The sequence below is a fragment of the Dactylosporangium sp. NBC_01737 genome (assembly GCF_035963215.1).
GTDB lineage: Bacteria > Actinomycetota > Actinomycetes > Mycobacteriales > Micromonosporaceae > Dactylosporangium.
In genome coordinates, this window is the sequence record NZ_CP109153.1 from 714,697 (window position 1) to 735,781 (window position 21,085).

Genomic DNA, 21,085 nt, shown 5'->3' on the forward strand with positions numbered 1-21,085 from the left:
CGGGGTCATCCGGCGATCTCGGCGAGGGCGAGCCATTGCTCCTCGATGAGCGCCTTCTCCTCCTGTACCGCGCGCAGCTCCGCGTCCAGTGAGGTGATCCGGGCGTAGTCGGTGGCGTGCTCCGCCAGCTGGGCGTGCAGCGCCGCCTCCTTCTGCGTCAGCCGGTCCATGCTGCGCTCCAGCTTCGACAGCTCCTTCTTCGCGGCCCGCGCGTCCTTGTCCGACGCGCGCAGGTCGGCGGCCTTCTCCCGGCTGAGTGCCGGCGCCGGGTCCGTGCCCGCGCCGAAGCCCTCCCCTTCGCCGGCGATGCGCTCCAGGTATTCGTCGACGCCGCCTGGCAGGTGCACCAGGTTTCCGTCGCCGAACATGCCGTAGACGACGTCGGCGACCCGCTCGACCAGGTACCGGTCGTGGCTGGCCACCACGATCGTGCCCGGCCACGAGTCCAGCAGGTCCTCGAGCGCGGCGAGGGTGTCGATGTCCAGGTCGTTGGTCGGCTCGTCGAGCAGCAGCACGTTGGGCTCCGCGGCGAGCAGGCGCAGCAGCTGCAGCCGGCGGCGCTCACCACCGGAGAGATCCGCGACGGGCGTCCAGACCCGGGCGCCGCTGAAGCCGAAGACCTCGGCCAGCTGCGACGCGGTCAGCTCCCGGTCGCCGAGCCTGACCCGCTTGGCGACCTCCTCGACCGCCTCCAGCAGGCGCAGCCCGGCCGGCAGCTCGTGCAGCTCCTGCGACAGGAACGCGGCCCGCACGGTGCTGCCGCGCAGGATACGGCCGCCGTCGGGGTCGCGGACCCCGGCGAGGACCCGCAGCAGGGTCGTCTTGCCGGCGCCGTTGGCGCCCAGGATCGCGATCCGGTCGCCGGGGCCGACCAGCCAGTCCACATCGGACAGCAGGGCCCGCTCGCCGGCCCGCAGGTCCACCTTGGACAGTTCGTACACCTGCTTGCCCAGCCGCGTGACGGCCAGGCGCTGCAACGACACCGTGTCCCGGGCCGGCGGCACGTCGGCGATGAGGGCGTTGGCCGCGTCGATGCGGAACTTCGGCTTGCTGGTCCGGGCCGGCGGGCCGCGCCGCAGCCAGGCGATCTCCTTGCGCAGCAGGTTCTGCCGGCGGGACTCGACCTCGGCGGCGACCCGCAGCCGCTCCGCCCGGGCGAGGGTCCAGGCGGCGTAGCCACCCTCGTAGGCGCGCACGGTCGCGTCGGCGACCTCCCACGTGGTCGTGCAGACCGCGTCGAGGAACCACCGGTCGTGGGTGACGACCATGAGCGCGCCGCGGCGCTGCAGCAGGTGCCGTGCCAGCCAGGCGATGCCGGCGACGTCGAGGTGGTTGGTGGGCTCGTCGAGGATCAGCAGGTCCGAGGGGCGCACCAGCAGCGCGGCGATCGCGATGCGGCGCCGCTCACCGCCGGACATCGGCCCGACCGGCGCGTCCAGGCCCAGGTGCGGCATGCCGAGCCCGTTGAGCACGGTGCGGACACCGGCGTCGCCGGCCCATTCGTGCTCCGCGGCGAACGCGGCCGGCAGCCAGGCGGTGCCGATGATGACGTCGCGGACGGTCGCCGCCGGCGGCAGGTCCAGGGCCTGCGGCAGGGCCGCGACCCGCAGGTCACGCCGGTGGGTGACGCGGCCCTCGTCGGGCTCGTCGGCCTTGGTGAGCATCCGCAGCAGGGTCGTCTTGCCGGCGCCGTTGAGCCCGACGACGCCGATCCGGTCGGAGTCGTCCACGCCGAGGGACACCTCGTCGAAGATCCGCCCCGCGGGGTAGGTCTTGCCGACCTTGTCCAGGTTGATGATGTTGGCCATCTACAGCACTCTCGCTCCGGGCACGGGACCGACTGCGGTGCGCACCGCGCGGCAGCAGTCGCTGGCTTCCAGGTCGGCGGCCAGCAGCGCCGCGTGCCTGGCGTCCTCGGCCAGGAACACGACGGTCGGGCCGGAACCGGAGACCAGCCCGGCGAGCGCGCCGGCGTCCAGCCCGGTGTCCAGTACACCCTGCAGCTCCGGACGCAGGTGCAGCGCGGCGGCCTGCAGGTCGTTGGCGAGGTGGGCGGCGAGCACGTCGGGGTCGCGCTGGCGCAGCGCGGCGAGCAGCCCGTCGGGCGGTCCCGCCTCGCTCTGGGCGCCCAGCTGGTCGAACGTCTTGTAGACCGTCGGGGTCGACAGGCCTTCCTCGGCGACCGCGAGGACCCAGTGCCACGCGTGCCCGCCGGTCAGGATCGGGCTGACCAGCTCGCCGCGGCCGGTGCCCAGCGCCGTGCCGCCCAGGACCAGGAACGGGATGTCCGAGCCCAGGGTCGCGGCGATGCCGGCCAGGTCGTCGCGCGACATCCCGGTCCCCCACAGCTGGTCGCAGGCGACCAGCGCGGCGGCCGCGTCGGCGCTGCCGCCGGCCAGGCCCGCGGCGATCGGGATCTGCTTCTTCAGGTGCAGCCGGGCGTGCGGGTCGTGCCCGGTCTCGTCCGCCAGCGCCCGCGCGGCCCGCATGACGAGGTTGTCCTCGCCGAGCGACAGCTGACCGGTCCCCTCACCTTCCATGGTGAGGGTCAGCGTGTCGCCGCGGCGGGCGGTGATCTCGTCGTAGAGCCCGATCGCGTGGTACACCGTGGTCAGCTCGTGGAAGCCGTCGGAGCGCACCGGGCCGACGTGCAGATGCAGGTTGATCTTCGCGGGCACGCGGACCCGGACGGGCCCGTGCGCGGCCAGGCGCGGCCGGTCGAACTCCTCGTCGTCGTCGGAGAAGAGCGGCTCGGTCACGTGGAGCACCCTACCTGGGCGAGGCGTGCTCCTGCCGCTGGCTCGCGATGCGGGTGAAGTCCTGCACCGTGAGCTGCTCCCCGCGGGCGCCGGGGTCCACCTGCGCGGCCCGCAGGATCCGCTCCGCCACGTCCGGGCCGCCCGCCCATCCCGCGAGCGCGGCCCGCAGCGTCTTGCGGCGCTGGGCGAACGCGGCGTCCACCACAGCGAACGTCTCCTTGCGGTCGGAGCCGGCGGGCGGCTCCCGCCGCGTGAACGCCACCAGGCCCGAGTCGACGTTCGGCACCGGCCAGAACACGCTCGGCGGCACCTTGCCGGCCAGCTTCGACGTCGCGTACCAGGCGAGCTTGACGCTCGGCACGCCGTAGACGCGGCCGCCGGGGCCGGCCACGAGCCGGTCCGCGACCTCCTTCTGCACCATGACCAGGCCCTTGCGCAGCGACGGCAGGGTCGCCAGCAGGTGCAGCACGACCGGCACGGCGACGTTGTACGGCAGGTTCGCCACCAGTGCCGTCGGCGCCTGATCGACCTGTGCCTTCAGCGCGTCACCCTCGATCACGTGCAGCCGGTCGGCGTGTTCCGGGGCGAACCGGGTCACCGTGCCGGGCAGGGCCCTGGCCAGTACCGGATCGATCTCGACGGCACACACGATCTTCGCCGCCTCGAGCAGGCCGAGGGTGAGCGAGCCGAGTCCCGGCCCCACCTCCAGGGCCACGTCGTCGTCGGTGAGCTCGGCGGCGCGCACGATCCGGCGCACCGTGTTGGGGTCGTGCACGAAGTTCTGCCCCAGCTGCTTGGTCGGCCTGATGCCCAGCGACGCGGCGAGCTCCCGGATCTCGGCCGGCCCGAGCAGCGTCATCGCCACTCGCCGAACGCGCGGGTGCCGTTGTCGGAGATGGCCGCGCACAGCGCGTCCAGGTCGTGCCCCGTCACCTCGGCAAGGGCGCGGACCGTCAGCGGGATGAGGTAGCTGGCGTTCGGCCGGCCGCGGAACGGCGTCGGGGTCAGGAACGGCGCGTCGGTCTCCACCAGCAGCCCGTCCAGCGGCGTGACCGCCGCGGCGGCCCGCAGGTCCTTCGCGTTGCCGAAGGTGACGGTGCCGGCGAAGCTCAGCAGGAACCCGCGGTCCAGGCACTCCCGGGCGAACGCCTCGTCGCCGGAGAAGCAGTGCATGACGACCTGGTCGGGGGCGCCCTCCTCGTCCAGCACCCGCAGGATGTCGTCGTGCGCGTCACGGTCGTGGATGACCAGGGTCTTGCCGTGCCGTTTCGCGATCCCGATGTGCGCCCGGAAGCTCTCGTGCTGGGCCTTGCGCCCGTCGTCGCCGGTGCGGAAGTAGTCCAGCCCGGTCTCGCCGATCGCCCGGACCCGCGGGTGCGCGGCGAGCCGCTCGATCTCCCGCAGCGCGGCGTCCAGGTCGTTGAGGCGGGGCGCGTCGTTCGGATGCAGGGCGACGGTCGCCACCACCTCAGGGTGTTGTTCGGCCACCTGTACACCCCACTGCGACGACGCCACGTCGACGCCGACCTGCACGAGACGGTCGACCCCCGCGGCTGACGCCTTCGCTATTGCATCCGCAACCGTCGATGGACCGCCGACCCCGTCGTCCTCCAGGGTGATGTCGATGTGGGTGTGGCTGTCCAGCACCGCGACCGGCAACGGCTCGGGCGGCGGAGGGAACGTGCCCTCCCGGCTGTGTTTTCTGGCACTCACAGCGCCGGCTCGCTTCGCTCCCCGGCACCGCGAGGCACCAGACGCTGCAACATCATTCGCTCGCTTCGCTCACTCATCGGCGTTAAGCATGCCACCCCCGGTCCGGCGTTCACGATTCGTTCACCTGGGCAACACCACCCGGCCTTAGCGTCGCGAATGTGACAGTCATCGGGCATGCGGAAGGGTCGGCGACCCACAGCGTCACGCTCGACGGGGCGACCTATCCCGCCGAGGAGATCGCGCAGGGCGCAGCGTACGAGGTGTACGCGGCACAACCCGCCCCCGGCTTCCTGCCCAACCCGCGCCCCGGCGCCCGCTGGCCGTTCCGCCGGTTCGTGCACGCCACGGAGGTCGCCGCCTTCTCCGGGCTCCCGGACTTCGCGGGCTTCGCGGACGAGCCGCTCCTCATGCCCGTCACCCGGTCCATGGACTGGGCCGGCCTGCACAAGCTCACGCAGACCCCGTCGGCGGCCGCCCAGGTCGCCGCGATCCGCCGCACCGCTGCCATCCGCCGCGGCACCCGCATGATCAAGTTCCTGACGGGCCAGCAGCTCGGCGGGCACCTGCGCGGCTGGCCGATCAGCGGCTTCTGCTACCGCGCCTTCGACGTCGCCCACCTGCGCACCCCGATCGACCTGGCGATCCTCAGCGGCGGCATCCCCGAGTCCGACGGCGGCGTCGTCTTCGCGATCCGCTGGCGGGCCGTCGACCCGTGGGACTACGAGGTGCCGCTCGCCGACGCGTACGCCGGGCTCGTCGCCATGCCGCCGCACGACCGGCTCGGCTCCCCCGTCATCGGCACCGGCTTCGCCCCGAGCGGCCGGCACATCGTGCCCGAGTTCGTCACCCGCGACCTGGCCGAGCTGCCGGTCCCGGCGAACACGTCGCTGGTCGCCTACACCGGCGACGGCACCGAGGTGACGCTCTACACGTACCTGCCGGAGCAGCGCGCCTGGAGCCGCATGCACGGCCCCCAGTGGCGCCACCTGCTGCCCGACACGATCGCCGCCGACCAGGAGTACTTCCCGACCGCGACGCCACTGGCCCGCTACGTGGGCCGCTACCGCGACAACGTGTACGAGGCGATCGTCGACCCGCCCGGCGAGTTCCGGGTCGCGGCCAAGACCCGCGCCGCCCGCTATCCCCTGGACGCCCTGGCCCGCCGCGTCCCGTCGGCCACCTGGCGCGACGCGCGCTGCACGGTCATCCGCGAGGAGGGCGACTGGCTCCGCCTGCGCCTCAGCCGCCCGGACGGCGACCAGGTGGCGCGCCTCGGCGCACACTGCGTGGAGCGCGGCCTGTACGAGGCCTGGGCCCCGTCCGCCGAGGTCACCGAGGCGCGCGAGGACGACCACTGGTTCGAGCTGTAACGGCGCCCGGCTGAGCGCTGCGGCACACTCGGCCACCGCTCCTGATCCAAGGACGGATCCGGTCACCCCCGTGGCCACCGCCGTCCTTCGATCACCACAGCGAAACCTCCGGCCGGCGCACCGCTTCACAGATCGAAGTCGTCCCGTGGCCGTTCGGGCGGCCGGCCCGCGACTTCGATCACGCCGGCGCCGGACCAGTGGGGTAACCCGGTGCATCGTGGCAATCGACCGCCCCCGCAGCCGCGAGCGGGGAGTGGCGATCACCGCTCGGGATGGGCGTCCGTGCGTTGCGGTGCTAGCTGGCCTGAGCCTTCGAGGCGTCGGCCACCCCCGGGGTGCCGGCGGCGTGGGAGAAGGACTGCAGGCCCTGGACCAGGGCGGCGCGGTCGTCCGGGGACATGCGACGCAGCACCGCGGCGATCGTCTCCTGGCGCTGGCGGCCGAGGCCGTCGAGCAGGCGGCGCGCCGTCGGGGTCAGGACCAGCCAGACCTCGCGCCGGTCGCGGTCGTCGTTGGTGCGGCGCAGCAGGTCGGCGGCCTCGAGGCGGTCGCAGAGGCGGCTGGCGGAGGACGGCGCGGTGTGCAGCGCGATCGCCAGCTGGGTCAGGTTGATCGAGCCGGCCTGGTCCACGACGCCGAGGACGCGCAGCTGAGCGGCGGAGACCCCGGAGTTGTCATTGGCGGCGCTGGTGGCGAGGACCAGCGCCTGGCCCGCGGCGTCGACCAGTGCCGCGGCCGCGAAGGCCGCGTCGTCACTGCCAGCCGGGTGCGGTGAGGGTCGGCTCCGCACGTCGTCCTCCGGGGTTCGCGGGGATCACGGGTCGGCTCTGGGCGACCAGTCGAGGCAGACGATCAGCGCATCGTCGGCGAGCTCGGCACCCGCGTGATAGTCACGAAGGCTCCGCATGACGCTGCTGATCGCCTCGGCCGGTGGTTGCAACCGGGTCGATCGTATGGCACGGCTCAACTCGCGCTCACCGTACGCGGTCTCGTTCGGCCGGGTGGCGGCGTGTACCCCGTCGCTGACGACGAAGATCCGGTCGCCGGGGTGCAGTCGTTCGTGCTCCTCGACGTACCTGGTGTCGCCGAACATGCCCAGCGGCAGCTGCGGGTCGAGGACCATGTCGCGGACCTGCCCGCCGCGGACCAGGAGCATGCGGGGCGAGCCGGCGTCGATGATGCGCAGCTCGCCGGTGGCGATGTTGAGCGACAGCAGCAGGGTCGCCACGTGGCGGATGCCGCCGTACTGCGAGGAGATCGCGTCGGCGGCGAGGACGGCCTGGTCGGCGAGGTCGCCGGGGGCGCTCTGCCCGGCGGGGATCGAGCGGCGGGCGTTGCGCATCGCGTTGACCGCGAGCGTGGTGAGCAGCGCGGCGTCCAGGCCGGTGCCCATGCCGTTGAGCGCGGTGACGGTGAGCCAGTCGCCGTTGATGGACCAGTCGAAGTGGTCGCCGCCGACCGCGTACGCCGGCTCCAGCTGCCCGGCGAGCTTCACGCCCGGCTGGTCGTAGCCCCGGGCGGGCAGGAGGTCCCACTGCATCTCGGCGGCCATCGTCAGCCGGCCGCTACGCCGCCGGTCCATGTGGTAGCGGTCGGTGCGCTTGTACGCGGCCTGCAACGCCACCGCGAACGTGCCGGCGAGGTCGCGCAGCCCTTCCCGCGACCGCTGCGCCCGCTCGGCGTCCATGACGACGCTGAGCACCCCGACGCGCTCGCCCCACGCGGTGATCGGCAGGTGCAGCCGGGCGAGGGCCTGACCCTCGCGGGACTCCAGCACGACCGTCTGGCTGGCGAACGCCCTGGTGGCCGAGGGTAGCTGGTCGTCCGCGCGGTCGGGCTCGACCCCGCTCGGGGAGAGCGTGGTCGAGCGGTAGTCGGCGAGCCACACGGTGCTGCTCTTCGTGCCGTGTGACGCGCTCAGGTGAGCGTCGAGCACCTCCACCAGGCGATCAGGTGGTGCGGTGCGCAAAGCCTTCTCGATGGAGCCAACGCCGGACATGCGAGCCCTTCACCATCCGCGACCGAAGCCTTTGCTTGCCGTGCGGCAAATAATATAAGGCAGTCCGTCGACTCTGGTGTTACCCCGCTACCTCCCGGTACTACACCCAGCGCGATCCGAGCCACATACGGGAGAACCATTCCGTGTACGTAATGTCCATACCACTATAGATCGGGTAGAAGTACGCGAAACAGGCAGCGACGAGCAGAACGTACGCTCCGGCGACGATCGACCCGATCAGCCGGTGGTCGCTGTCGGGCTTGACGTGCCGCGGCGGGCCGATGATGGCGCCGAGCACGTACACGACGGCGAGGACCAGGAACGGCTCGGCCGGCAGGGCGTAGAAGTAGAACATCGTGCGGTGGTCGGGCATCGACTGGAACCACGGCACGATCCCGGCGAGGGCGCACACCATGATCAGCCAGGCGCGGCCGTCGCGGCGGGCGATGGCCAGCCAGCCGAGGGCGATCAGCGCCGGCAGGAACGACCACCACAGCACGGGCGTGCCGAGCAGCAGGATCTCCGACGCGCAGCTGCCCGCGCCGCACGGCCCGTCGGTGTTCCAGTAGAACGCCACCGGGCGGCCCAGCAGCAGCCACATCCACGGCCAGGACTGGTACTGGTGCTTCGCGCTCAGCCCGGTGTGGAACTTGTACGCCTCTTGGTGGTAGTGCCACAGGTTGATCAGCGGGTCGAGGAGACCGTCGCTCGCCCGTCCGTTCGTCTGCGCGTTCCAGTGCCGGAAGTATCCCTCGTCGGACAGGAACCAGCCGGTCCAGGTCGCGAGGTACGCCAGCAGCGCGAGACCGATCACGGCGAAGATCCAGCCGCCGTCGTCGAGGATGCCGTCGCGGATCGAGTGCCGCGACCCGGCCGCGCGGCGGGCGCTGATGTCGAAGATCAGCGTCAGCGCGACGAAGAGCAGCACGTACCACAGCGCGCTCCACTTGACGCCGCAGGCGAGGCCGAGGGAGACGGCGCAGGCCAGCCGGTACCAGGGGATCCCGAGGCGGGGCCGGTTGCCGGCGCCGGGGCGGCTCGGGTCGATCCCGCGCTCCAGCGCGGCGAGCCAGCGGGCGCGGCGTTGCTCGCGGTCCAGGACGAGGAAGTAGAACGCGACCACGATCCAGAACATGAGGAAGATGTCCAGCAGCGCCGCCCGGGACAGCACGAAATGCATCCCGTCCAGCGACATCAGCAGCCCCGCCGTCGCCGCCAGGAGCGTGGAACGGAACAGCCGCCGCGCGGCCAGGACGATCAGCAGGATCGACACCACACCGACCGTGACCGCGGCGATGCGCCACCCGAACGAGTTGTACCCGAAGATCTGCTCGCCCAGCCCGATCATCCACTTCCCCAGCGGCGGGTGCACCACGTACTGCGGGGTGCCGTCCTCCGGGTTCCACTCGACCCCGTGCTGCAACAGGTCCCACGCCTCGTTGGCGTAATAGACCTCGTCGAACACCGTCTCCTTCGGGTGCGCCAGATTCACCATCCGCAGCAGCAACCCGATCCCGGTGATCAGCACCGCCGCCAACCAGAAACCGGGCGTGGCGGGTGCCGGACGGGCGAGCCGGCGACGCACCGCGTCGGCGACCGGGCGGGCCGGGGACGGCTCAACCGCCTGCGGCGGCGTCTCGCTTGCGTCGGTCAGCACCGAGGTCATTGCGCGATCGTAGGCGGTGGGATGCCACCATCGCACATGTGCCATTGATTCTGCTCGGAGCTCCGCTGGGCAACCCCGAGGACGCCTCGCCCCGCCTGCGGTCGGTCCTCGCCACCGCCGACGTCGTCGCCGCCGAGGACACCCGCAGGCTGGGGCGCCTCGCCCAGGCCCTCGGCGTCACCGTCGGCGGCCGGCTCGTCAGCTACTTCGAGGGCAACGAGGAGCGCCGCACCCCGGAGCTCGCGGACCTGCTCGCGGCCGGGGCAACCGTCGCGGTCGTCACTGACGGCGGCATGCCCAGCGTGTCCGACCCGGGATTCAGACTGGTCCGCGCGGCGGTGGCATTGGGTGTACCGGTGAGCGTCGCCCCGGGCCCGAGCGCCGTCACGACCGCGCTCGCCGTGTCCGGTCTGCCCTGCGACCGGTTCTGCTTCGAGGGGTTCCCACCCCGCAAGCAGGGTGAACGCCGCGCGTACTTCGCCTCGCTCGCCGCCGAGCCGCGGACCCTCGTCTTCTTCGAGTCCCCGCACCGCATCGAGGACACCATGCGCGACCTGGCCACCGCCTTCGGCGCCGACCGCCCCGCGGCGCTGTGCCGCGAGCTGACGAAGACCTACGAGGAGATCCGCCGCGGCACCCTCGGCGACCTGGCCCAGGACGCCGCGTCCGCCCGCGGCGAGATCACCCTCGTCGTCGGCGGCGCCCCGGCCGTCACCCTGGAACGCCCTACCGACGCCGCCCTGTCCGCCTCCGTGGCCGACCTCGTCGCCACCGGCACCTCGAAGAAGGACGCCATCACCGAGGTGGCCACCCGCTTCGGCCTCCCCAGACGCGAGGTCTACGCCGCCGCGCACGCCTGAAACTTCCAGGGCCGGCTAGTAGCTGGCGACGAGGACCCCGAGGCCGAGCACCAGCGGGGCCGCGACGGTCACCGCGCAGGCGGCCAGGCGGGTCCGGAAGCGGCCGAGGCGGCCGGCGCCGGTGGCCCAGCAGAGGGCGGCGCCGCAGAGCAGGATCAGGGCCAGGCCGACCGTCCAGCGCACGCGCAGGCCGGAGGGGTTGCCGGCGTACGCGATCCGCCCGCCCTCGCGCATCCGTGCGTCCAGAACGGTGCCGGGGGTGTCGTCGGCGCCGACGAGGGGTACGCCCGCGACCGCCGGATGCGCCTCGGACTGGAAGGTGGCGTAGCAGCGGCGCAGGACGCCGTCGCCCTTGCAGCGGGTGATCTGGGCGAGGCCGCGCTCGCCCTGACCCATGTCGAGCCAGAACGGTTCGGCGCTGGTCCAGGCGAAGAAGCCGGCGAGCAGGGCGATCACCAGCATCGCGGGCAGGCCGACGGCGGGGTTGCGGGAGTGCCGGACCTTCCACGGCAGGCGCTTCGGGGGCGGGGAGGTACGGGCGGCGTCGCGGGGCCGGCGCATGACGCGCATCGCGGGCGGCGGCCAGAGCTCGCCCGCGTCGGAGAGCCGGGCGTCGGACCAGTGGGCGTCGGGCGCCTGGGTGCCGGGCGCCTGCAGCGCGGACAGCTGGGCCGCGGTCCGCTCCAGGTGGTCGGTGGCGAGCTGCAGGTGTTCGACGACCGCCGTGGCGCCCGCGTCGTAGGCGCCGGCATCCGGGTCGGTGAGGCCGGGAACGACCGGCACGAGGTCGCGGGCGGGCCCGGCGGCCGGCGCCCTGACCGTCGTGGTCGTGGTGGTCGGCCACAACGGGAACCCGTCGGGGTCGAGGGCCTTGGGTGGGATCCCGGCGGCCTGGCCACGCCACCACGCTGCTTCTTCGCTCACCGGTTCATTGGACAACGGGCGATACTGCATATTTCGGACGTCACCTAGCGTGTCGGGAGAAACTATCCGTTCGCCGAACGAGCGGGCGGGTCACTACGCTTGCAGGTCATGAGTCGTGTTCTCGCCGCGGTCGCCTGGCCTTACGCCAACGGGCCGCGCCACATCGGTCACGTGTCCGGCTTCGGAGTGCCTTCCGACGTGTTCAGCCGGTACATGCGAATGGCCGGTCATGACGTGCTGATGGTCTCCGGCACCGATGAGCACGGCACCCCGATCCAGGTCCAGGCCGACGCCGAGGGGGTGACCCCGCGCGAGCTCGTCGACCGGTACAACCGCGTCATCGTCGAGGACCTGCACGGGCTCGGCCTGACGTATGACCTGTTCACCCGCACCACCACCGGCAACCACTACCAGGTCGTCCAGGAGCTCTTCGAGGGCCTGCACGACAACGGGTACATCATCGCGAAGACCACGCTCGGCGCCCGGTCGCCGTCGACGGGGCGCACGCTGCCGGACCGGTACATCGAGGGCACCTGCCCGATCTGCGGCTACGACAGCGCCCGCGGCGACCAGTGCGACAACTGCGGCAACCAGCTCGACCCCGACCAGCTCATCAACCCGCGGTCGAAGATCAACGGTGAGACGCCGGAGTTCGTGGAGACCGAGCACTTCTTCCTGGACCTGCCCGCGTTCGCGGACCAGCTCAACGCCTGGCTCGACACCCGCGAGGGCTGGCGGCCCAACGTGCTGAAGTTCTCCCGCAACCTCATCGCCGATCTCCAGCCGCGGGCGATCACCCGTGACCTGGAGTGGGGGGTGCCGATCCCGCTCGACGGCTGGCGCGACCGCGACGACAAGCGCATCTACGTGTGGTTCGACGCGGTCATCGGATACCTGTCGGCGTCGGTCGAGTGGGCCCGCCGCACCGGTGACCCGCAGGCGTGGCGCAAGTGGTGGCAGGACCCGGACGCCGAGGCGTTCTACTTCATGGGCAAGGACAACATCGTCTTCCACTCGGTGATCTGGCCGTCGATCCTGCTGGGCTACTCGGCGCCGAAGCCGGGCTCGCTCGGTGCGCTCAACCTGCCGACCGAGGTGGTGTCCTCGGAGTACCTGACGATGGAGGGCAGGAAGTTCTCCTCGTCGCGGCGGGTCGTCATCTACGTGCGGGACTTCCTGGAGCGCTACGACGCCGACGCGCTGCGGTACTTCATCGCCGTGGCCGGCCCGGAGGCGACCGACACCGACTTCACCTGGTCGGAGTTCCGCCGCCGCAACAACGACGAGCTGGTCGCCGGCTGGGGCAACCTGGTCAACCGCTCGATCTCGATGGCCGCGAAGAACTTCGGGGAGATCCCGGCGGCGGGCGAGCTGACGGCGGAGGACACCACGCTGCTGGAGGCGGTCCGGGCCGGGTTCGGCACGGTCGGCGACCTGCTCGCCAAGCACCGGCAGAAGGCGGCGATCTCCGAGGCGATGCGCGTCGTCGGCGAGGTCAACAAGTACTTCTCCGACCAGTCGCCGTGGAAGCTCAAGGAGGACAAGGCCCGGATGGGCACCGTGCTGCACGTCGCCCTGCAGGCGGTGCGCGACTGCAACACGCTGCTCACGCCGTTCCTGCCGCACGCGGCGCAGCAGATCCACGAGCTGCTGGGCGGCACCGGCGTGCACGCCCCGATGCCGCAGATCGTCGACGTCGAGGACCTGGACAACGGCCTCATGTATCCGATCCTGACCGGCGACTACACGGTCGGCGCGACGTGGGTCAGCGTCCCGGTCGTCGCGGGCACCCCGTTGTCGGCGCCGACGCCGGTGTTCAAGAAGCTCGACGAGTCGATCGTCGAGGAGGAGCTGGCCCGGCTGCAGAGCTGATGACCGCGGCCCCCGGCCGTCGCCGTCAGACGGCCGGCCGGGGGTGCAGCGGGATCTCCGCCCAGACGATCTTGCCGTCGGCGACCGCGCGGGTGCCCCAGCGGTCCGAGGTGGCGCGCACGATGTGCAGGCCGCGGTGGTGCTCGTCGTCGAAGGTCGGCTCGATCAGGAACGGCAGCCGGTTGTCCTGGTCGAAGACCTCGACCGCGACGTGGGCGGGCAGCAGGTGCAGGCGCAGCTCGACGTGGCGGGTGCGGGCGTGGGTCGCCGCGTTGGCGAAGAGCTCGGCGACGACCGCGACCGCGGTCTCCGTCCGCTCGCCGGGCACCCCCCACCCGTCCAGGGTCTCCTCGACGAAGCGGCGGGCGGTGCGGCTCTGCGCCGCCGACGCCGGGTAGGCCGCGACGGCGGTGAGCGGCACCTCGGCCGGCGGCTGCCGGACGTAGAGCACCGCGATGTCGTCCTCGTGGTGGGCGGGGTCGACCATCCCTGCGACGAGGTCGTCGATGGCGGCCAGGGTCGGCCGGGGGTGCAGGGCGATGCGCCCCTGCAGGTCGGCGAGGCGGTCCTCGATGTTGCTGTCGCGCCGTTCGATCAGGCCGTCGGTGTACAGCAGCAGCGCCTCACCGGGCGGCACGGCGACGACGTGCTCGGTGTACGGGAAGTCGACGGTGCCCAGCGGCGGTCCGACCGGCCCGGTCAGCAGCCGCGACGGCTGGCCCGCGAGGACCCCGACGGCCGGCGGGTGGCCCGCGTTGGCGTAGCTCAGGGTGCCGTGCACCAGGTCGTAGACGGCGTAGAGGCAGGTCGCCATCTGCGTGTCGAGGTCGGCGGTGAGCAGCGTGTTCAGCTGCCGCAGCAGGGAGCCCGGGGAAAGGTCCAGCGACGCGTACGAGCGGATCGCCGTGCGCAGCTGCCCCATGACGGCGGCGGCGCGGATGCCCTTGCCCATGACGTCGCCGACGACCAGCGCGACCCGGCCCGCCGACAGCGGCAGCAGGTCGACCCAGTCGCCGCCGACCTCGACGCCCTTCGCGGCCGGCAGGTACCGCGAGACCACCTCGAGCCCGTCGAGGCGGGGGATCCGGGGCAGGAGGCTGCGCTGCAGCTCGACCGCGGCGTTGCGCTGCCGCAGGTACATGCGGGCGTTGTCGAGGGCGCCGGCGGCGTGGGCCGCGACGCCGACGGCGAGCCGCTCGTGCCGTTCGGTGAACCGGGCCCGTTGCGGGTGGCCGAAGAAGAAGCCGCCGAGCACCTCGCCGGTGGAGGAGATGACGGGCACGGCCAGGTAGCTCACGACCGGCAGATGACCATCGGGAATGCCGGAATACGGTTCGTTGTGCCCATACCTCGGGTCCTTGGTGATGTCGTCACTGCGCATGTACCCGACACCGCGGAACGTCGGATCGAACACCTTCGTGTTACGCGGCATCGGAAACTTTGAAAACGCCTCTTTCGGCACTCCGGAGAGGGTGTACAGCAGGTACGACTCGCCGACCTCGTCGGTGACGTTGTAGAAGAACGAACCGAACGCCGCGCCGGTGAGATCCGTCGCCACGTCGGTGGCGCGCTGGACGACCCGGTCGACGTCGAGCTCCGAGGACAGGTCGGTGCCGACGGCGTGCAACGCCTCGGCGATGCCGGTCTCCTCCCGCAGCCGGGCCTCCCGCTCGCGCAGCTCGTGCTGGCTGCGGCGCAGCCGGTCGGCGGCGGCGGCGAGCTCGGCGACGGTCTGCTCCATGCGGGCCGCCTGCTCCGCCGCGGCCCGCTCGACGGCGGTGAGCAGATCGCCGAGCGCCGCCTCGCGCTGCGCGGGGCAGGCGCCCTGGTGCCGCTGCAGCCCTATCCGCAAATTGAGGCTGACCAGCTCGAACAGCCTCGCGGTCGGCTCGTCCAGCCGGACGGTGACGCCGGCGAGCATGCGGTGGCCGGGGTCGCCGACCGCGAGCACGACCCGCACCGGATAGTCGTCGGCGTCGTGCAGCTGGACGCCCGCGGGGCCCTCGACGGGCAGGGCGGCCGGTGGCGGGTCGCCGACGCTGACGACCGTCGCGCCGGCGGCGAGGCGGATCCAGGCGAAGGCCGGTGGCCCGTCCTGGCCGTCGCGCACCCGGTCGCGCAGCAGCACCGCGACGGCCCGCAACGCACCGGGGAGATCCTCCTGCGTCGCGGCGGCGGCGCGCACGTCGGTCCCGCAGCGCACGATCTCGCTCAGCGAGAGGCTGTTGAGGTCGTACACCGGACCTCCGGTCTTGGAACATTCGCGGACGAACCATCCAAACCAGCAACCGGGTGGCGGCGCAACGGCTGCGGCGGAACCACCGGTCACAGAGAGCGCCTGGAATGTACCCTATGCCGCTTGTCGGAGCGTGCAACTTGCAGATTGGCATGTGTTTGAGCAACCGACGGAGCACCTAAGAGGAGTGTTGCTGATGACACCGTTGTAATTATGAGCAACAAATCTGACCAGATCCGATGGTTCTGAGTAATGAGTGGTGTCAATCTGAGTAGATCTCAAATCGACACGCCGAGACCCTAAGTGGGAGGATCTTCGCAGCCGTGCAGTACGGGCCCGCCGCGGGTCGAAACCGGCCATTCCGCACACCCCTGTGCGGCGCCCAGGAAGCCCTCAGGACCCAGGTTCACGCTGTGTAGCCACAAGACGCGCAGTGACAACTGACGCGGACAGCAAAACTGGACAAAATGCGTCGATCGCCCTCACTGGCGCGTACACGGTGTACGGCAGGCCAGCGTAATCAATCGATGCATGTCTACCTGTAGAGCGCTCAACCGTGCGATATCCGTCAATGTTTGTAGCTATGCAATCGACGCTGGCGAATGTGAGGCTCCCCTCGGGACCGGTCGGAGATCTATGGTGGTCGGCGTCAGTTGTCCGACCATTACCACCCCCAGGAAGGGCCGACCGGCACGTCGGAAAACCGCGTCTTCGGGAGTGACTGGTGCACACGAGCCATCACGGCGTTCCACGCGAGAGCACTCTTGACAAATTGGCGCACAACGACGCCGCAGAACGGTTCCGCGTCTGGAACGCGCCGAACCGGCCGATCGAGGCGGAGGTCGTTGAGCGGCACGGCGACACGCCCGCGCTGCCGACGGTGCACCTCGCCCGGGCCCGGCTCATGGACCAGCTCGACGCGGCCGTCTCGCACCCGGTGACCCTGCTCTGCGCGCCGACCGGCTGGGGCAAGACCGCCCTGGTCGCGTCCTGGATCCGTGCCGGATGTGCCCCTGGCCGCGCCGCCTACGTGCGGTTCGAGGTCAACTGCGGCGCCACCGCCTGGCGGCAGCTGACGAAGGCCCTGACCACCGCCGGCATCGCCGTGGACCCCACCACCTACGCGTGGAGCAACGCCCACCACCACGAACGCGCCGTCGTCGTCCTCGACGACCTGCACCACGTCACCAACCACACCGTGCTGCGCCGGCTCGAGCGGCTCATCACCCGGCTCGGCGACCGGATCAGCTTCCTCATCCTCGCGCGGACCGAGCCGCCGTTGTCGCTGTACCGGTGGCGGGTCCGCGGCCAGCTCAACGAGCTGCGCACCGACCACCTGGCCCTCACCCAGGACGAGGTCGCCGGCCTCGCCGAGGGCTACGGGGTGCGCCTGGCCCAGCACGTCCGCTACGCCCTGTGGCACGTCACCGAGGGCTGGCCGGCGGCGGTCGCGGTGATCCTGTCCGCGATGGTCGGCCGGCACGAGCCGGAGCGGATGGTCACCGACATCATCCTCGGCGAGGCCGGGCTCAACGAGGAGGTCGGGCTCAGCGAATACGTCCGGCGCGAGATCCTGCAGCACCTCGACCCCGAGATACGCGAGGTCATGCTGCGCACCTCCATCCTGGAGACCGTGTGTCCCGGCCTGGTCGAGGCCCTCACCGGCAGCCGCGGCGGTGCCCGGCTGCTCGCCCAGATGAGCCGTGCGAACGCCCTCGCCAGCTTCTACGGCGGCTCGCACTCCTGGTACCGCTACCGCAGGCTGCTGCGGGCGATGCTGCGCGCCGAGCTGCGCGTCACGCTGCCGTTCGCCGAGGAGCGGGCGCTGCACCGGGCCGCGGCCGGCTGGTACGCCGCCAACGGCCTGCCCAGCGACGCCCTGACGCACGCCATAGCGGGCAGCGACTGGGTCTCGGCCGAACGATTATTCATGCAGTACTGGCCCGAGCTGGCCGGATCCGGTCCGCGGGCGATGACGGCGCGGGACGGCACGCAGCCACCGCCGGACATCGCCGATCGGCCGATGCTCGCCTTCGCCCTCGCCGTGTACTGCCGCGACACCGGCGACCTGGTCGGCATGTCCGCGTTCATCAGGCTGGGTGAACGCGGGCTCGGCGAGGCGCCCACAGCGGTGCAGGCCGAGGTCCTCGCGGCGATGCGGCTCGCGGAGGCCGAAGCCGCCGAGAACCCGGACCGGGCCGGGGAGGCGGCGGCGCGGCTGCTGGAGCGCACCGAGGAGGCCGCAAGCGAGCACGTCTACGCCGACTTCACCGACGCGGCGCGCGCCGTCGTGCACCTGACCCTCGCCGGCGCCGGGGTGGCCGGCGGGCGGCTGGACGAGGCCGACACGGCGCTGGAACGCGGCGCCGACCTGGCCCGCAAGTCCGGGTTCAACCTGCTCACCGTGCAGGCCAACCGCCTGCAGGCGCTCGCGCACCTCAGCTGCGGGCGGCTGTCGGCGGCGGCGGCCTGCGCCCGGCGGGTCCTGGACAGCTGCCGCGACGCGGGGATCGCCGAGTCGCGCAACATCAGCTACGCCCGGCTGGTGCTGGCCGCCGTCTGCCGGGAGCGCGGGCAGCTCGACGAGGCCCGCTTCCACATCGAGGAGAGCGTCAGCGCCAACGCCGTGCCCGACCCCAACGGGTGGGTCAGCGGGGCGATCGCCCTCGCGCTGCTGCTCTTCGACCGCGGCGACCACACCGGCGCCCTGGAGGCCCTCGAACCGCTGCTGGACAGCCGGGTCGGCTCGATGCCCCGCTACGCGGACGTCACCGCCCGGGCCCTGCAGGCCGAGCTGTGCCTGCACTCCGGCCGGATGGACCGGGCGCACACGGTCATCGCCGAGGCGGTGCGGTGCTGGCCGGAGTCGGAGGAGCCGCTGCTGACCCTCGGCCGCCTGCACCTGGCCGAGGGGCGCCCGTCAACCGCCGCGCAGCTGGCCGACCGGGTCCTGGACCGCAAGCCCGTGTCGCTGGTCACCGCCGTGTCGGCCACGGTCCTGCTGGCCCAGGCGCTGCGGCAGCTCGGTGACGTCGGCGCCGCGTCGGAGCAGCTCGACCAGGCGCTGCGGATGGCCGGGCCCGAAGGCATCCGCCGGCCGTTCCAGGGGCACGCCACCTGGATCGCGGAGGTGCTCGCTGCGCCGCCGGTGCTGACCGTCAGCCGCCCGCGGGAGCTGGAGCGTGACGAGCGGTACGGCATTGCCGACGCCCGCGCGCAGCCCCCGGCGGTGCAGGCCGCCGCGGCGCAGACCGACGGGTCGCCGCCCGCCGGGGCGCTGCCGGCCCCGGCTCCTCCCGGCGGGGTCGCGGACAGTCTCGCGGCGTGGACCGCGCCGGCGGGTCCCACCATGGCCGACCCGCTCACCGAGAAGGAGTCGCAGGTGCTGTTCTACCTGCGCAGCATGCTGTCGATCGCCGAGATCGCCGCGGTGCTGAGCGTGTCGACCAACACCGTGAAGACCCACGTCAGGCACGTGTACCGCAAGCTCGGCGTCAGCCGTCGCCGCGACGCGGTGCGCCGCGCCCGGGAACTGTCCCTGATCTGAGCGCTCACCCCGCGGGGTGGTGCGGCCGTTGCCGCCAACCACCCTTTCCGGGCGAGCCACCCACCCGGCTGTGGGGGCCACGATATGGGCGGTTGCCGGTGCTCCGGCCGTCGACCGACGAAGGCTCAGGGGTGTGACGTGGTGACGACGGATGTTGCGGTCAACGGTGTGCGGGTCGGCGTGCGGTACGCGGTCGCCGACACGATCGCCGGCGTCGGCGGGGACTGGTTCCTCGGCATCGCCCTTCCGGGCGGCGACGTGATGCTGGCCGTCGGCGACGTAATGGGCCACGGCCCCGACGCGGCCGGCACGATGCTGCAGCTGCGGGCGTCGATGACGTCTCTCGCCCTGGCCGGGGACGAACCCGGCACCATCCTCGCCGCCCTCAACCGGATGCTGTGCCGGCGCCGCACGACGATGCTCGCCACCGCGGTCTGCGGCCGGTTCCGCCCCGCCGACCGGATGCTCGTCTGGGCCCGCGCGGGCCACCTGCCGATCCTGCGCGCCAACGCCGACGGCGTCGGGCCGCTGCGCCAGCCGTCCGGCATGGCGCTCGGCGTCGAGCCCTGCGCCGCGTACCCACATGCGGCCGTGCGCATCGAACCCGGCGAGCTGCTCTTCATGTACACCGACGGCGTCGTCGAACGTCGCGACCAGGCCATCGACCAGGGCGTCCAGGGGCTCGCCGACGACGTGCGGGCCGCGATGCACGCCTCCGCGCCGGACGAGCGGATGGACCGCGCGCTGGACGGCGCCCGGCGCGGCAACCCCGACGACGACGCCTGCCTGTTGGCCGCCGAGCCGGTGGCCAGATGACCCGGAAGCTCACCCATCGAGGGTGATCCCTGCTCACCCGCCTCCCTCCAATCATGTTCCCAGGCACGACGTGGACGTTCCGGGCGCGCGGGCGGCGCGTCCGGAACGGCCATCCGGGCCTGTTCCGGGGGGAACAGATAACAACGGGGGAGATAGGCCGTGCCGGTCCTGGTTTCGACCGGGGCCGGCACGGCCCGCAGTGTTTTTCCGGCCGTTGTCCCCCAGGTGAAATCGATTCAGCAGACGGCAGAGGCAGTAGGGAGAGTACGGCGGATGGACAGCGGCGGCGGCGGTGTGGTGAAGGAATGGACCATGTTCGGAACGACGATGCTCACGCTCGTCGGCACGTTGAACGTCTCGCAGGGACTGCTGGTGGGGTTCGCCAGCGGCGGCATCGGCTTCGACAGGAATGACGTGGCGTTCACCAGCGCCACGACGTGGGCGGCGGCGACGGTGACCCTCGGTGTGCTGCTCGGCGTCACCGGCTTCGCGCTGCGCGCCCGCAAGAGCAGCGCCCGGGCCGCCGCGGTCAGCATCGTGGCGCTGCACGCGATCTCGCAGCTGGCCATGCTCCGGGCCTACCCGGCGTGGTCGCTGCTCATGATCACACTCGATGTGATCATTCTCTTCATCCTCACGGTACCGAGAGGCAGGGCGGCCGAGGCCGACGCCGAACCGGACGAGACCCCGATCGCGTCCGTCACGAAGCTCGCGCTGCGGCGCAACAGCCGCTCCGACCGGTACCGCGGCCGCCACAAGGCCGGCCGGCCCATCGTGCGGCACGAGGACGACGACGTGATCCTGGTGGACATCGTCGAGGAGCTCGAACCCGCCGTTTCCGCCACGGTGGACGTGGACGTCGACGACATCGACTTCGACTCCCCCACCTCGTGGGTCCGCGCCGTCGGGCACGCCACCGTCCCGATGATCCTGGGGGAGCCGGTCGAGGAGTCACTGGTCCCCATCCAGCGCGCCTCCCTCGACCCGCTGATGGACCCGCTGCCGGTGCTGATCGCCGCGCAGGCCGACACCGCGATCATCGAGGGCGTCATGGTCGAGGACGAGGAGGAGCTCGCCGCGATCGGCGCCCGCCCGTACGTGACCCAGTAGCTCGAACATCCCCACCGCCGACAGCGGCGCCCACAATGACGTGGGCGCCGCTGTTGTCTGTGCGGGCACCTGTCTGTATGGGCTCGGCTGTGTGTGCGTGCGCTGGGCACCGACGACGACACGGTGGATGGGGATCGGATTGCCCGTCGCCCGGGAGACGGAGACGACGGAGACACCAGGGACGCAGACGCCAAGGACGCAGACGCCAAGAAG

The 21,085-nt window shown here is 72.0% G+C and carries 15 protein-coding genes; 6 read left to right on the plus strand and 9 right to left on the minus strand.

Annotation, left to right across the window (positions count from 1 at the left end):
* Positions 1 to 5: 5 nt before the first annotated feature.
* From OHA72_RS03270 to OHA72_RS03285, 4 genes are read right to left on the minus strand one after another with little or no spacing between them, the layout of a single operon-like run.
* A complete protein-coding gene (locus tag OHA72_RS03270) occupies positions 6 to 1,808 on the minus strand; it encodes an ABC-F family ATP-binding cassette domain-containing protein (protein WP_327006372.1) in 1,803 nt (600 codons plus the stop codon).
* Entirely contained in the window at positions 1,809 to 2,759 is a 951-nt protein-coding gene (locus tag OHA72_RS03275; RefSeq protein WP_442788503.1) for a 4-(cytidine 5'-diphospho)-2-C-methyl-D-erythritol kinase, read from the minus strand.
* A gap of 10 nt (positions 2,760 to 2,769) precedes the next feature.
* Positions 2,770 to 3,618 carry a 16S rRNA (adenine(1518)-N(6)/adenine(1519)-N(6))-dimethyltransferase RsmA gene (gene rsmA, locus OHA72_RS03280; protein ID WP_327006373.1) on the minus strand — a complete coding sequence of 283 codons (849 nt, stop codon included), beginning with the start codon at positions 3,616 to 3,618 and terminating at the stop codon, positions 2,770 to 2,772.
* Entirely contained in the window at positions 3,615 to 4,472 is an 858-nt protein-coding gene (locus OHA72_RS03285; protein WP_327006374.1) for a TatD family hydrolase, read from the minus strand. Before OHA72_RS03285 ends, rsmA begins: the two co-directional genes overlap by 4 nt.
* A 158-nt stretch (positions 4,473 to 4,630) precedes the next feature.
* Here OHA72_RS03285 and OHA72_RS03290 point away from each other — a divergent pair, with 158 nt between their 5' ends.
* Positions 4,631 to 5,842, plus strand: a complete 1,212-nt coding sequence (locus OHA72_RS03290; protein ID WP_327006375.1) for a hypothetical protein — start codon at positions 4,631 to 4,633, stop codon at positions 5,840 to 5,842.
* 295 nt (positions 5,843 to 6,137) lie between these two features.
* On the opposite strand, the gene OHA72_RS03295 is transcribed toward OHA72_RS03290, so the two are convergent.
* The 3 genes from OHA72_RS03295 to OHA72_RS03305 form a co-directional block, all read right to left on the minus strand.
* Entirely contained in the window at positions 6,138 to 6,632 is a 495-nt protein-coding gene (locus OHA72_RS03295; protein ID WP_327006376.1) for a MarR family transcriptional regulator, read from the minus strand.
* Between the two features lie 24 nt (positions 6,633 to 6,656).
* Positions 6,657 to 7,784: a PP2C family protein-serine/threonine phosphatase gene (locus OHA72_RS03300; RefSeq protein WP_327006377.1), complete on the minus strand. Its 1,128-nt coding sequence runs from the start codon at positions 7,782 to 7,784 to the stop codon at positions 6,657 to 6,659.
* A 157-nt stretch (positions 7,785 to 7,941) separates the two neighbouring features.
* Positions 7,942 to 9,552 carry a dolichyl-phosphate-mannose--protein mannosyltransferase gene (locus OHA72_RS03305; RefSeq protein ID WP_442788504.1) on the minus strand — a complete coding sequence of 537 codons (1,611 nt, stop codon included), beginning with the start codon at positions 9,550 to 9,552 and terminating at the stop codon, positions 7,942 to 7,944.
* Here OHA72_RS03305 and rsmI point away from each other — a divergent pair.
* Entirely contained in the window at positions 9,507 to 10,367 is an 861-nt protein-coding gene (rsmI, locus tag OHA72_RS03310) for a 16S rRNA (cytidine(1402)-2'-O)-methyltransferase (protein WP_442788505.1), read from the plus strand. The two genes, OHA72_RS03305 and rsmI, sit on opposite strands and share 46 nt — an antisense overlap.
* Positions 10,368 to 10,382: 15 nt before the next feature.
* On the opposite strand, the gene OHA72_RS03315 is transcribed toward rsmI, so the two are convergent.
* Positions 10,383 to 11,291 (minus strand): hypothetical protein, encoded by a 909-nt coding sequence (locus tag OHA72_RS03315; protein WP_327006379.1) that lies wholly within the window; start codon positions 11,289 to 11,291, stop codon positions 10,383 to 10,385.
* A gap of 108 nt (positions 11,292 to 11,399) precedes the next feature.
* Between OHA72_RS03315 and metG the strand changes: the two genes are divergently transcribed.
* A complete protein-coding gene (gene metG, locus OHA72_RS03320; protein WP_327006380.1) occupies positions 11,400 to 13,163 on the plus strand; it encodes a methionine--tRNA ligase in 1,764 nt (587 codons plus the stop codon).
* A 25-nt stretch (positions 13,164 to 13,188) separates the two neighbouring features.
* On the opposite strand, the gene OHA72_RS03325 is transcribed toward metG, so the two are convergent.
* Positions 13,189 to 15,402, minus strand: coding sequence for a SpoIIE family protein phosphatase (locus OHA72_RS03325; RefSeq protein WP_327006381.1), 2,214 nt, complete (start codon positions 15,400 to 15,402; stop codon positions 13,189 to 13,191).
* Between the two features lie 769 nt (positions 15,403 to 16,171).
* On the opposite strand from OHA72_RS03325, the gene OHA72_RS03330 reads away from it, so the two are divergent.
* From OHA72_RS03330 to OHA72_RS03340, 3 genes are all read left to right on the plus strand, one after another.
* Positions 16,172 to 18,946 (plus strand): winged helix-turn-helix domain-containing protein, encoded by a 2,775-nt coding sequence (locus OHA72_RS03330; protein ID WP_327006382.1) that lies wholly within the window; start codon positions 16,172 to 16,174, stop codon positions 18,944 to 18,946.
* A 141-nt stretch (positions 18,947 to 19,087) separates the two neighbouring features.
* The gene (locus tag OHA72_RS03335) at positions 19,088 to 19,762 is read left to right on the plus strand and encodes a PP2C family protein-serine/threonine phosphatase (RefSeq protein ID WP_327006383.1); all 675 of its coding nucleotides are present in this window, start codon (positions 19,088 to 19,090) and stop codon (positions 19,760 to 19,762) included.
* A gap of 312 nt (positions 19,763 to 20,074) precedes the next feature.
* Positions 20,075 to 20,872: a DUF7144 family membrane protein gene (locus OHA72_RS03340; protein ID WP_327006384.1), complete on the plus strand. Its 798-nt coding sequence runs from the start codon at positions 20,075 to 20,077 to the stop codon at positions 20,870 to 20,872.
* Positions 20,873 to 21,085: the final 213 nt, after the last annotated feature.